This is a genomic window from Pseudomonas sp. NPDC089741 (assembly GCF_044748825.1).
Classification (GTDB): Bacteria; Pseudomonadota; Gammaproteobacteria; order Pseudomonadales; family Pseudomonadaceae; genus Aquipseudomonas; species Aquipseudomonas helmanticensis.
The window spans coordinates 124,384-136,718 of record NZ_JBIVGT010000014.1; the positions used below are offsets into that span (position 1 = coordinate 124,384).

Sequence of the window (12,335 nt, forward strand, 5' to 3'; positions counted from 1 at the left end):
GGCACACCGATTGCGGTCGGGTGCCCATTTTTTGTGGCTGGCGAATTCAGGCTCAGGCCGAAAAGAAATACCGGGTGAGGTGGAAGAAGATCGGTGCCGCGAAGCAAATCGAATCCATCCGATCGAGCATGCCGCCGTGGCCTTTGATCATCGTGCCCCAGTCTTTAGCGCTCAGGCTGCGTTTGATCGCGGACATGACCAGCCCGCCGAGAAAGCCCATCACTACAATCACCAGTGACATCAGCAACGATTGCCAAAAGCTGAACGGCGTCATCCAGAACATGCAGCCACCGATCAGCGTGGCCGAAAGTCCGCCACCAATCAGCCCCTCAACGGTCTTCGACGGGCTCACCAGCGGCGCGACCTTGTGTTTGCCGAAGAGCTTGCCGAACACGTACTGCAGGACATCGCTCATCTGCACCACGAACACCAGATAAAACAGCAGCAGCGCGTTCTGGCCACTGAATCCCTGAAGCTCGAGCAACAACAGAGCTGGTGCATGACTGATGCAGTAGATGCAGATCATCACGCCCCACTGGATTTTTGCCGTGCGCTCCAGAAAGCCCTCGGTGTCCTGGCTCAATACGGCGATGGCAGGCAGCAAGAGGAAGGCATACACCGGCACCAGCAGCGTGAACATCGAATACCAATGGGTGCCGATCAGCAGGTATTGCAGCGGGATCAGTATGAAAAACGCCGAGAACAAAGCGTTGTGGTCACCGCGCGCAGTGGGCGTCAGGGTGATGAACTCGCGCAGCGCAAACAACGAAATGAAGCCGAACAGCACCACCGTCGCATTCGGTCCGAGCAGCCAGGACACGAAGAAGATAATGACCATCCCCCACCACGCGTTGACACGCTGATTGAGGTTTTCGATAGTCGAGATCGAGCTTTCACTTTTGGCCCGTTTGGCCAGTACTCGGCCAGTAAGCGAAGCCACCGCCAGCAGTGCGGCGATGGCCGCAAAGAACCAGAGGAATTTGGTTTCCAGACTCATTTCGACAACCTCACGATGGCTTCACGCGCCCGTTCCAAAAACGCCTGTTTCTCTTCGCCGGCAATCCTTTGCAGTGGGTCGCCGATACGGATCGTACAAATGATCGGCAGCGGCACGTGTTTGCCTTTGGGCATCGAGCGATGCAGGTTTTCCAGGTAGATCGGTACCAGGTCGACATCGGGAAAGGTTTCCGCCAAGCGGAAAATACCGGACTTGAACTCCCCCGGCAGCGCCTGAGTGGAACGCGTACCCTCGGGGAAAATGATGATCGAGTGACCGGCCCGCACCACATCGAAGATCGGCTCCAGCACGTTGGTGCCGGGCGCCGGATTACGCTCGATCAATACCGCATTCAAGCCCTTCTGCGAGATATACGAGAGAAAGCGGTTCTTGCCCCAGTAATCGGCAGCGGCGACCGGTTTGACGTTCCGGCGCGCTTCCGGCGGCAACGCGGCGATGATCGCCAGTGTGTCCATGTGGCTAGTGTGGTTGGCGTAGTAGATACGCTGGCGCGTGAGGTCTGGCGGGCTTTCCCAGCGAGCGGTCACACCAATCAAGAAGCGCAGCACCGAAATCAGCGCATTACTGATCCACATGAGCGTTCCCCTTCAATTGTCTGGCGATGGCGAGTGTTCGCGTACCGCAGGTAACAACCGAGCCAATGGCAATAATCACCAGTGCGATAAGCAAAGCGTAGTGGGTTGCGTAATAGCTGGCTTCTAACGCGTTCAACGCCAGCGCGACCGTCATCACTGCCATCCGGTGCTGCTTGGCCATCGGCCCCATGAAGCTCTGCGTCAGACCGAGAGAGCCACCGAATACCCGGACATACGCCGTCAGCGCGGCGGCCAGTGCAGCAAACCAGCCAAGATCGGATTGCCCAATGGCGTAACCCAGCCCAACGATCAGCAGACTGTCCGCAACACGATCGGGAAACTCGTTGTACAGGCTACCGATGGCGGATTGCTTACCGCCTTCGATGGCCACCATGCCGTCGAACAGGTTGCACAACAGGCGCAATTGAATGCCGATGATGCAGCAGATCGAACCCGCCACGCCGTTGTCGATGTTCAGGGTTATCGCGCCAAACAGCGCGAAGAGCATGCTGACGACAGAGATTTGATTAGGGGAAATATCGCGTTTGACCAACACATCCGTAATGCGCCTTGCCCAACCCGCCGAACGCGTCTTGATGGGCCTTCTGTTTTCTTCCATGTGCCAATGTCCGTATCAGTGCTGAATAGCGTTGTTTGTATTGTGACCGTCGACGGGGTTTAGCGCCTGACTATCTTTTGTTTGCCCACGGTTTTCAGATGATGCTCTGGCCTTGGGCAGGCGCAGCCCCAGGAAATAAGGCATGACAACGGAGGTCTGAGGCCTTTGACTGGTGAATTAGCAGTTGTCCAGCATGCGGCAGTCATTGCTGCCGAAGTGCTGGGCAGACGTCGACTATTCGGTCATGCGAACTCTTAAACGCAACGTCTTATCCATGAGTTGTTCGAGTCCTAGCGTGCCCAAAACTTCGTCGTTTGTAGCCAGACCTTTGCATTCAAGTTCCTGTTTAAAGACTTTGCTTAATCGAGAGTCTGCGTACTTACAGTCGACTGACAGCAAGCTTTCGTCTGCTCCAACCTTTTCCATTTCTTCATCGGCCAAGTCATCAAGGTGTATCCATACGGAGCTCAGGCCAAGCTTTTCTGGATCCTCGGTCATATCCATGATCCAGAACTTAATTCCGCTCAGCAGCGAGAGACAGCCTCCAATGCTTGGGAGTAGTTTCACGTCGAATTTGGAGACCTGTGCAGTGGACTGTGAGGATTGGCTAAATTTCTTGACTCCAAGGTTGGGGTAACGTGTGTAGTAGTCGGGTGCATAACAGTAATGCGGGGAAATTGGTTGGTAGTACGCCTCGGCGTTAACGCTAAAATTTGCAGGGACATCAATTTTCAGTACTGCAGATTTGGAAAACGAACTGCATGCAGTTGTTAATATTATGAAGCTGGTGAGTAACAAGGCACGAACCAGATGAGATGCAGTGGCGAAGTGCAGATTAGAAGTTAGCGAGAGCATCAGTGCTTCCTTGTTGACTAAACTGAGTCATACGAACGAATCAATATCTAGCTGAAACGGCGCGCCAACGGCATGCCCACCGGTCATTGCGGCGATAGCGGCATCGTGGTCCTCGGCGGCTGGCGGAATCACTGCCAGTTGTTCCTCAACGAGGTTTTCCGGGTGAGCGTTCCAGCGCAGCAGGTTTTCCTGCACCCACTCGGGCTGGTCGGCGTAGCTGCCATAAACGTCGGCTTCGGTGACGCGCTGGCCGCGCAAAGCGACCAGGCGGTCATGGGTCATTTTGATTTTGTCTATTTCATTGTTGAGAACCGTGACCTTGTGATTTCTTTCCTCGTGGCGGACATAAGCGCTGGGGTGAGCCTGGATCTCGCGCTCAACGGCACGCAGCTGCTTTCTGATAGTGTCCAATGCGCCGCTGACCCATTCGAACTCCCGTGGCGTGACCAAAGAACGTTTGAGCTGCTGTGCTTCCTGCCAGCGGCGCAAGCTGGCCCAGCAGCCGGGAATGTAGCTGCCGACCATTGAGTGATCGCCTGCCGCGAAGAGCTGCTTCAGAAAAGAGCCGCGCTTGGGCAAGCCATTGATATTTCGCAAGGCTTCGGCACAGCCGTGATCATTGATGATGCTGCAGCCCGGCTGCCAGAGAATGGATGATTGGTGTTGCTTGCCAAACACCACGGGCATGAAGTGACGCAGTGCACCGTGGTGGCCGTATTCGTCGCCGAAGAAGTTGGTCATTCCCCAGACAAGCAAGGCAAAACCGGCAGCGGGGGTAATAACCAGCACTGCTCCATTGGCGATATACATCGGCTTTGGATTGGCGAAGGTGTTCATCCATGTGGCGGGAACGCTCGGAACCGGGTCGTTCTGGTTGACGATGCGGTGGTGGGTCAACGCCTTGGCACTTTCAATGAAAGTGGTGTCGCCGGCGCGCGGGGCGCCGTAGGTGTAGAGCACGATGTCGGGGTCGAAACGCTTATCACGGCGCAGCATTTCGGACAGTATCAAAGCCACTGCACCGCCCAGGCTATGCCCGGTGATCAGCAGCTTTTGCCCGCTGTAAAACTTATCCAGATAGGTCACGATAAAGGGGTATGCCGCCAGAGCCCCGCCGTAGAAACCTCGGTGCACTTTGCCTTCGCCTTCTTCGAACGGAACCTGAAAGGCATCGCCATCACGTAGGCCGTCAGGCCATATTTCACTGGTGCCGCGCACGCTGATGAGGATCAGCTCGTCGTGGTGGAAGATGAAGGCTTGTGTGTCCGTGCTTTGGACCTGTTGGCGATCATCAAAAAAGTGCAGCTTGGCCGGGTGCTCCTGCTCATCACCCAATGCCGGGTCGTTGACCTCGGGATAGAGGTGTGGGTCGAACGGCACCACTTCCAGACGTTTCGAGTAAGGAACCTCCTCATACAAGGGGTAGAATTTCTTTGTTTGCAGGGCATCGACTTTCCACAGTTCATCAAACTGCGGCAGGGCATGGCCAAACCAGTTGCCGCTGCTGGGCTGCAAGGGGAAACTCACACTGTCGGTCTTGACCGGTTGTGTGTTGGGCTCCTGTCCGAAGTCGGTGTAACTCAGGGTCGCCATCAGCGACAGTTGATAGAGGTTGAGTGCGCAGAACTTATTGCTCGTCGACAACATCGGGCGCAACGCCCTCATGGGGCGCACCTCGAGCACATGATGTTTGTTAGGCAGCAAGGCAATGCCTTTAAGTTTGGGTGGGGGCGGGGAAAAACCCAACTCCACCATACCCCGGTCTGCCTGACTGAAGATCGCGCTTGCCCCTTTATCCGGGACACTTGCATCAACCTGCGCAAAGGATCTGGTTTTGTGTGCGGATCGCATGAGTTTGTGAACCACCATATTTGGCGGATCACTTCGCTTTGCCATGGGCGGCAAGTGCGCTACATGCTTGACCAGTTCGCTCACTTCAACCTGGTAATAGGCAGCGTTTGCGGCAAGGTCTTTTGCAGGATTGGCTTGGGTGCGTACACCTGATTTGTTGAAGAAACCGGTTTTTTCGGCGCGCACCTGGAGTTCGGTGATGGGGAGGGGGTAGTGTTTTCTGCGAATCAACTCGCTGTAATCATCATTTCTTCCTTGATACGAATGAGTGAGCTTAAGTACCACCGGCCCACAAAAATGGTTTTTCACATTTCCGGATCCCTTAGCGTCCAGTTTGCCCGTGTAAACGGTGTCCTCGTGATCAATGATTTCGTAGGTCAACCCGGCGTAGGGTTTGCCATCACCAAATTCGTCCACTAATTGAAAACTCGTCGAATGCCCGCGCCTTGGGCAGGCGTGGATGCCGCCTTGCATAAAGGCTGCGACGTTCGGATCTAACGGTTCAATGCTCATGGGGTCTCATCCTTGCTTTCCGTGCAGCCGGGGTAAATGGTGCAGACGCGCTCGTCCACCATCCTGAAGGTGCTGAAGTCCTTGTGATTGCCATAACAAAAAGCATGTTGATCTTCGAAGCCTTTTCCCATGCAACGCTTCCATCCATTTGGCTGCTTTACCCATGTGTCGCCCATATAGGGCTCCTCCTCGTCGGACAACTTGATTTTCAGCCTTACGGTTTTCCCCGCTAGCTGAGTCAGCGTGTACGCCGTGGAAGGCCGACCTCTACCGACCTTGACTTGTGCATCCATTTTTTTGCAGGTGAGTATTTTTGTGATGTAGCGCTTTGGGCCAACCGTGCGGAACAGCCACTGGCACTCACCGAAAAACTCTCCGGTGTTGTCGTTCCCGAATGTACCCATCTGGCGCTCCAGCAGCTCGGGGCGCACGGCAAACGAGGCGTAGTCATAGCCCAAATAGTCGCGCTTTTTATCTCTGCCAATGACGCCAATGATCTTGATCTCCACGTGATTCAGCGCCAACGGGCAGTCACTGGCCGTTCTATAAAGCGGAATTTCGGAAGAACTTTCGTAATCCATATTGGTTTTGTTGAACCCAAGTTGAGTGTCTCTTCCGCCCGGTACGGAACATGTTTGTCCCTTCGCGGGAACATAGGTGGCGGTCAGGTCGTATTTGAAGTCAGGCGGAAAGTCAGGAACAAAGGTGAATGTGTTTGGCTTGCTGACAGCTGAACAACCCAAGGTCAAAACAAGGCAAGTGCTCAATGTCAGGCACTGAAAGATTCGTTTGAAGTGGGGGAAATACACCTGCGAATGCGGTGTTGTTTGATCCGTCATGGGTACTCATCCTTGTTTTCCGTGCAGCCGGGGTAAATGGTGCAGATGCGCTCGTCTACCATCCTGAATGTGCTGAAGTCTTTGTAATTGCCGAAACAGAATGCATCCTGATCCTCAAAGGCTTTCCCCATGCAGCGCTTCCATCCGCCTGGCACTTTCACCCAGGTGTCACCAAAAGCGGGCTTTTCCCGCTCGGACAATTGGATATTCAGAACTACCTTTTTTCCAGAAAGCTGGGTCAGCGTGTACGCCGTGGAAGGGCGGCTTCGCCCGACATTGCCCTGCGCATCCATTTTTTTGCAGGTCAGCAGTTTGATCAGGTAACGCTTCGGGCCCACCGTGCGAAAAGACCACATGCACTCACCGAAGAACTCAGCTGTCTCGTCATCTCTGAAAGTACCCATTTGTCGCTCCAGCAACTCCGGTCGCACAGCAAATGAGGCGTAGTCATAGCTGCTGTTACTACGTCCTGGGCCAAAAACACCGATGACCTTGATCTCCACATGGTTCAGCGCAAGCGGGCAGTCGCTTACGGTTCTGTAAAGCGGGACGACGGAGGTGACTTTGTATTTCATGTTTGTTTTGTTGAACCCAAGCTGAGTACCTTTTCCACCGGGTACTGAGCATGTTTGATCTTTGGCGGGCACATAGGTGGCCGTCAGGTCGTACTTGAAATTGGTTGGAAGGTCAGGAACAAAAGTAAACGCGTTCGGCGTACCAATCGCAGAGCAACCCGCGGTCAAGGCAATGCAACCGCCGAGCGCCAGAAATTGAAATGCACGTCTCATAAGGCTCCGCTCTCCTGCCAATACAGCACCTGCTGAGACACCCGATCAAAATGCACCGCCGGGTCTTCTTCAGGTTTCGGCAACCATGACTTGGGCAGCACATACCCCGATAGCTGAAGACTTTGGGTCAACAAAAAGTGCACTTGCTCCGGTTGCTGCCAGCTCCACAGGCGCGTCAGCTGAATCTGACCCCACAACCAGTCATCCATGTCGAGTTGCTCCGCGAGCTTGGCCATCGCTTCAGTGTGCTCGCCCACCAGATAGCGGCGGGCGTTGTCGAACAGCACGTTTGCGTAAATCAGCTCCGGTATGGGCGTCTGCAGCCATGGCGGGTCGATGGGCAGCGGGTGTTCGCCGGGATCCGGGTTGTCGGCGACGTTCCATTGCCCCGCGTGCCAGTAACAGACGCTGCTGATCGGCCCGAGCAAAGTGGCGTATTGCTCGGGTTGCAGATGCGCCAGCGCGCGTCCGAGCACGCGGTTGTCATGCACGCGATACACCGCCAGATTGGGGCGTTCGCCGGTCACCACGCGCTCGTGCCAATGCCTTGTCAGATCATCCAGAGCGACATGCTCGGCACTGGCCAGCCAACCCCAATGGCGGTCGGGGGTGGCGAGCAATGCCTGGATGACGGGGTGGCGCGCCGTGTCGATGCGCAGCAGCAGCGGACCGGTCTGCGCCAATGATTCAGCCGCCGTGCCCGCGTACAAATGACGAAATTGGTCCGTACCCAGATCGGCGGCCAGCGCGGTGCGTGCTTCGCTCTGCCCGTCGGTATCGAACATCAGAAACAGATCACGTCCTACTCGGCGCTGTTCGTGCAGCCATTGTTCGACCCGGTTCATGCGACTTCTCCCAGGCCGCACTGCCCAGCCGCACAGGCTTCGCACAGCGGGCAATAATCCGCCGCCTGCTGGTGAGCACTGTTGACGATCGACAGCGGTGTGGCACTGACCGGAGGGTCGATTGCGCCCACTGCCTGCAGCGGCTGTAGCGGCGCGATGCCCGCCAACGGCGCACCGCCCTCGACGATCGGCACGCTGCTGAAAATCCCGCCAGCGTTGATGACGATGTGGTGTCCGCCCGCCGACAGCGTCAGGCTCATGCCAGCATCGATCACCACGTTGCTCGCGGTGACATGCGCCTGCTGGCCGGCCTGAATCACCAGTGCTCCAACCGTTTGACTGCTGATGCCGCTGACGGTCAGCAGATCATCGGCGTTGATCTGAGTACTGCGCACACCTTGGTGGGTGCGCAACGTCTTGCCCTCGATCAGGCAGGTGCTGTCATTGCCCACTTGCTCGAAGTGGTCGCGGGTGATCAGGTTGCGGCTGTCGTTGAGGATCAGTTGTTCCAGATCACGTTGAGCCCGCAGGTAGATTTTCTCCTGGCCAGCACGGTCTTCGATCGACAACTCGTTGTAACCGCCATTGCGCGGTGAGCTCTGGCTGCGCAACACCGTTCGGGTCTTGTTGTCGGGCAAAGGATGAGCGACGCCAGTGACTTTGTTGACCACGCAGCCGGTGATCAACGGTTGGTCCGGGTCGCCCTCCTGAAAGGTCACCACCACCTCCATCCCGACCCGGGGAATGGACACCGCACCGAAGCCTTCACCGGCCCAGCTGGAGGCCACGCGTAACCAGCAACTGCTTTTTTCGCTATCGAGTTCCGCGCGATCCCAAGGAAACTCGACGCGTACACGGCCGTATTTGTCGCAGAAAATCTCTTCTCCTGGCGGCCCGGTGACTCGCGCGGTCTGGCAAACCAGCACAGGTCTTGGCGCTGGCAGTGGCGGGCGGTAAAGCACGTCGGCCGGGATGGCCTTGAAGGTGTTGCGATAACCCTGAGTGAAGCCATCAGCCGTTTTGTCATCGCTGCTGAAAGCCTCTTCCAGCACGTGGGGCTGCTTGCCTTCATGAGCGATGTTCAACAGCAACCACATCTCGTTGCAGTCCGGTCGCGGATGTTTGATCAAGTCGAAAAGATGACCGCTGCGCAACGCCGCTTGATTGCTCTTGCCCTCAATCCATTGATAGTCGCTGCGGTGTCGTTCCAGTACGTGACGGACTTGCTGTTTGCCGTGCTTCTCGGATGTCATCAGCAGCGGATAGCGATAGTCCTCGAGCTCGGGTGTGAACTCGGCGGTGAAGCGACTCTCCAGCAACAGGCTCGGGCGATTCAGGTCGCAGTCGCGACGGGTGATCGTGCTGGTGCGCGTATTGAACCCCATGGTCAGATGGTTGACCACGGGGTGTTCTGCAACCATTCCACTGTCAGGCTGAAAGGAGGTCGGACCCAATTTGGGGAAGAACACCTGACTGTCGCTGAACACCAGCAAATGCCTGTCGACCGAGTGCTGGTGATGCCATGCGATGCCGTCCTCGGCGCACAAGCGCTGAATAAAGAGGAAATCGTCTTCGCCGTATTGCGTGCAGTACTCACGCACCGCGCTGGTAGTGACATTGAAAGTGAAGTCATCGGGCTGAATGCCGTGCCGTTGCAGAACCTGCGCGACGATTTCCGGCACCGTCAGGTTCTGAAAAATCCGTTGGTCGCGACTGAATTGCAGATAGTGCAGCGCGGGCACCAGTGTGAGCTCATAACGAGTCAGCCGTTTGCCCGACTCCGCCAGCATTACATTTTCGATGCGCCCGTGAATGCCTTCCTGATTGGCGCCGAATTGCAGGAACGCAGGTCGGCCTAGCAACGCTTCCAGATCGACATCAGTCCGCTCGCTCACCAGTGCGACACGGATGGCATACAGCTGGCTGACGGCTTCAGCGCCGTTAAACGAAAGCACCTTGAAGTCATGACGAAAAGCAGGGATCTGCAGCGTAAACAGCGCGCAAGTGCCCTTACTGAACATACGCTTGTCCTTAAGCAAAATGAGTCGATGCGCGGTGTTCGATCGTCCCTGATCGCCACGCGTAAAAAATTTGCCAAGGCACGCTAGCTGCGGGGGAAATAAATTGATGTAAGAACCGTCTCTGACATTTGTCGGAGTCTTCCGGGTTGTAAGGTGTTGTATGAATTGAAGGAAATGACTGTAGGAGGGAGAGTTCGATAACTATTGAATTAGCACGAATGTGCAGTGTTTCCGGCGTGCTGAAAGTTTCACAAAGTAATTTGCCATCAAATTGATGGCACTTTTCCCATTTATCATTGTCTTCGCCGAATTGTTCAAAGAAGCCGATGAATTTTAGGAAGAGTCCTACTTCTATTTTTTTCAAGAGTTGTCATGCTTGCCGCCGTGTATTGGGACGGGCGTCCGGCAAGATGCCTTGTCGGAGCAGCAGAGCGCTCTAGCTCAAGGTTTTGGCGGGGGAAAAGAAAATGCGGCGAATATAAATGACGCTCAGGGATTCCCTTGCGACATATAGGGCAATCTCCTACAGACCCCAATGAACACTTCGTCTTGTTGTTTAATCAGATGCTTGCTAGTGGCCATCATTGTGATTACGATGCGCCCACTTGAAAGAGCACATCTCAATTGGATGAGTCGCTGCACCGCTCTTCGATACTGTCCCGCGCCGCCGCAACTCCAATAGGCGCCTGACTGTAATCCTTAATAAAGGCCATGGATGTCCTACTCAAGCAAACTTTCCGCCCATTACCTCGAACTCGCTAAAGTCTCTGTTTCCAAAGAGAATTTCGCGGGCGAAGACGTACGCTTTTCGAGCGAATTCGAGGCCCTGGAAAGCGAGCTGGCCAACGCCTCGTCGATGCACGAAAGCGGGCAGATCGACTGGCTGAAAATTCGCGAAAACAGCGAAAATCTTCTGCGTACCCAATCCAAGGATTTGCGTGTCGGCGCCTGGCTGACCTGGTCGCTGTACCAGCGTGAATCCTTCCCCGGGCTGCTTGCCGGTCTCGGGTTGCTGCACCATCTGTCGGAAAATCACTGGGCCGACGTTCACCCGCTCAAAGCCCGCACCCGTGCCGCCGCCATCGGCTGGCTGGTGCCGCGTCTTGAGCAGGTCATCACTGAAAACATCGCGATCAAAGAGCAGTTGCCGATGTTCCGGCAGCTCTCCGAGCACCTGTCCGGTCTCGAAGCGGCGTGCGCGGAACATCTGGGTGATGATTCGCCGCTGCTACTGCCGATTTCCCGTCGCTTGAAAACCATGATCCAGCGCGCCGCCGACAATCAGCCGGCACCCGGTGTGGTGGGCGCAGCAGTGGCCCAGGTCAAACAGGCGGCGAGCCAGTTGCTCACCCCCGGCGCGCCGATCGACAACGAACGCGAGGCGCACAAAGCCCTGCGTGCCCAGCAGGAAAGCGCGCGGCCACTGTGTGCCTGGTGGCTCAAGCAGAAAGCCACCGACCTGCGCGCCCTGCGCCTGAACCGCACGCTGCTGTGGATGACCATCGACGCGGTGCCCGAGCGTAACGCCGAGCAGATCACCGTGTTGCGCGGTCTGCCGCTGGAAAAACTCAAGCTCTATCAGGACCGTTTCGATCAGGGCAAATACGCCGACCTGCTGGTGGAACTGGAGGCGAGCCTGGCGAAGGCGCCGTTCTGGTTCGATGGCCAGAGGATGGTCTGGGAATGTCTCCAGAACCTCAACGCCGAGTTGGCAATGCGCGAAGTGGAAATCCACTTCGCGCTTTTGATTCAGCGCCTGCCCGGCATTGTCGAGTTGCGCTTCCATGACGGCGCGCCGTTTGCCGATCCGTCCACCCGGGCGTGGATCGCCGCCAACGTCATGCCGCACCTGCAAAGCGCCAGTGCGCCGCGCAAGGTTGAAAGCGAAAACGTCGAAACCCAGCCGGCCTGGGAAAAGGCCCTCGAAGAAGTCCTGCCGCTGCTGCGCAAGGAAGGCCTGAAGCCTGCCGTGCAGACGCTCAAGCAGGGTTTGCAATCGGCCCACGGCGGTCGCGAACGCTTCTTCTGGCAGTTCGCCCTCGCCAGGCTGTGCTTCATGGCCAAGAAATACGAACTGGCCAAGAACCAGCTGGAAACCCTCGATCAGACATTACAGGACTCAGGCCTGCACGCCTGGGAGCCCGATCTTGCATTGGAAGTGCTGCATTTACTGCATAGCTGCTGCGAGTTGTTGCCGCAGAACCATGCCGTACGTGAACGCAAGGAAGAGATTTATCGCAGGCTGTGCCACCTCGATCTCGAAGTGGTACTCGAATAGGCCCCAGGGCCACAACCGCAAGGAGAAAAGCCATGGCCAAAGAAGTCTCTGTAGCCCACACGGAACGCTTCACCGTCACCTTCAAACCCGCCACCGGCGGTGCTCAGGAAGAGATTGAGCTGCCGCTGTAGCT

The 12,335-nt window shown here is 56.2% G+C and carries 10 protein-coding genes and 1 pseudogene; 2 read left to right on the forward strand and 9 right to left on the reverse strand.

Annotated elements, in window-relative coordinates:
• Positions 1–52: 52 nt before the first annotated feature.
• The 9 genes from ACIPZE_RS15930 to tssI form a co-directional block, all read right to left on the reverse strand.
• Positions 53–997, reverse strand: coding sequence for a phosphatidate cytidylyltransferase (locus tag ACIPZE_RS15930; protein WP_400773765.1), 945 nt, complete (start codon positions 995–997; stop codon positions 53–55).
• The gene (locus ACIPZE_RS15935; protein WP_400773767.1) at positions 994–1,593 is read right to left on the reverse strand and encodes a lysophospholipid acyltransferase family protein; all 600 of its coding nucleotides are present in this window, start codon (positions 1,591–1,593) and stop codon (positions 994–996) included. Before ACIPZE_RS15935 ends, ACIPZE_RS15930 begins: the two co-directional genes overlap by 4 nt.
• Positions 1,580–2,212, reverse strand: a complete 633-nt coding sequence (locus tag ACIPZE_RS15940) for a CDP-alcohol phosphatidyltransferase family protein (RefSeq protein WP_400773769.1) — start codon at positions 2,210–2,212, stop codon at positions 1,580–1,582. The genes ACIPZE_RS15935 and ACIPZE_RS15940 overlap by 14 nt, the downstream gene beginning before the upstream one ends.
• A gap of 234 nt (positions 2,213–2,446) precedes the next feature.
• Positions 2,447–3,067 (reverse strand): hypothetical protein, encoded by a 621-nt coding sequence (locus ACIPZE_RS15945; protein WP_150707781.1) that lies wholly within the window; start codon positions 3,065–3,067, stop codon positions 2,447–2,449.
• 27 nt (positions 3,068–3,094) lie between these two features.
• Positions 3,095–5,431 carry a lipase family protein gene (locus ACIPZE_RS15950; RefSeq protein ID WP_400773772.1) on the reverse strand — a complete coding sequence of 779 codons (2,337 nt, stop codon included), beginning with the start codon at positions 5,429–5,431 and terminating at the stop codon, positions 3,095–3,097.
• Entirely contained in the window at positions 5,428–6,270 is an 843-nt protein-coding gene (locus ACIPZE_RS15955) for a hypothetical protein (RefSeq protein ID WP_400773775.1), read from the reverse strand. The genes ACIPZE_RS15950 and ACIPZE_RS15955 overlap by 4 nt, the downstream gene beginning before the upstream one ends.
• Complete coding sequence (locus ACIPZE_RS15960) at positions 6,267–7,058, reverse strand: hypothetical protein (protein ID WP_400773777.1); 792 nt, start codon at positions 7,056–7,058, stop codon at positions 6,267–6,269. Before ACIPZE_RS15960 ends, ACIPZE_RS15955 begins: the two co-directional genes overlap by 4 nt.
• Entirely contained in the window at positions 7,055–7,903 is an 849-nt protein-coding gene (locus ACIPZE_RS15965) for a DUF4123 domain-containing protein (RefSeq protein ID WP_400773780.1), read from the reverse strand. The genes ACIPZE_RS15960 and ACIPZE_RS15965 overlap by 4 nt, the downstream gene beginning before the upstream one ends.
• Entirely contained in the window at positions 7,900–9,924 is a 2,025-nt protein-coding gene (gene tssI, locus ACIPZE_RS15970) for a type VI secretion system tip protein TssI/VgrG (RefSeq protein ID WP_400773782.1), read from the reverse strand. The genes ACIPZE_RS15965 and tssI overlap by 4 nt, the downstream gene beginning before the upstream one ends.
• A gap of 715 nt (positions 9,925–10,639) precedes the next feature.
• Here tssI and tssA point away from each other — a divergent pair.
• Positions 10,640–12,202, forward strand: a complete 1,563-nt coding sequence (gene tssA / locus ACIPZE_RS15975; protein ID WP_400773784.1) for a type VI secretion system protein TssA — start codon at positions 10,640–10,642, stop codon at positions 12,200–12,202.
• Positions 12,203–12,234: 32 nt separating this feature from the next.
• Positions 12,235–12,330: pseudogene (locus ACIPZE_RS15980) on the forward strand (type VI secretion system contractile sheath small subunit); the annotation flags it as partial.
• Positions 12,331–12,335: the final 5 nt, after the last annotated feature.

Excerpts from the sequence above, each read along its gene's own strand:
- ACIPZE_RS15930 (WP_400773765.1), bottom strand. The coding sequence starts at position 997 with ATGAGTCTGGAAACCAAATTCCTCTGGTTCTTTGCGGCCATCGCCGCA.
- ACIPZE_RS15935 (WP_400773767.1), bottom strand. The coding sequence starts at position 1,593 with ATGTGGATCAGTAATGCGCTGATTTCGGTGCTGCGCTTCTTGATTGGT.
- ACIPZE_RS15940 (WP_400773769.1), bottom strand. The coding sequence starts at position 2,212 with ATGGAAGAAAACAGAAGGCCCATCAAGACGCGTTCGGCGGGTTGGGCA.
- ACIPZE_RS15945 (WP_150707781.1), bottom strand. The coding sequence starts at position 3,067 with ATGCTCTCGCTAACTTCTAATCTGCACTTCGCCACTGCATCTCATCTG.
- ACIPZE_RS15950 (WP_400773772.1), bottom strand. The coding sequence starts at position 5,431 with ATGAGCATTGAACCGTTAGATCCGAACGTCGCAGCCTTTATGCAAGGC.
- ACIPZE_RS15955 (WP_400773775.1), bottom strand. The coding sequence starts at position 6,270 with ATGACGGATCAAACAACACCGCATTCGCAGGTGTATTTCCCCCACTTC.
- ACIPZE_RS15960 (WP_400773777.1), bottom strand. The coding sequence starts at position 7,058 with ATGAGACGTGCATTTCAATTTCTGGCGCTCGGCGGTTGCATTGCCTTG.
- ACIPZE_RS15965 (WP_400773780.1), bottom strand. The coding sequence starts at position 7,903 with ATGAACCGGGTCGAACAATGGCTGCACGAACAGCGCCGAGTAGGACGT.
- tssI (WP_400773782.1), bottom strand. The coding sequence starts at position 9,924 with ATGTTCAGTAAGGGCACTTGCGCGCTGTTTACGCTGCAGATCCCTGCT.
- tssA (WP_400773784.1), top strand. The coding sequence starts at position 10,640 with ATGTCCTACTCAAGCAAACTTTCCGCCCATTACCTCGAACTCGCTAAA.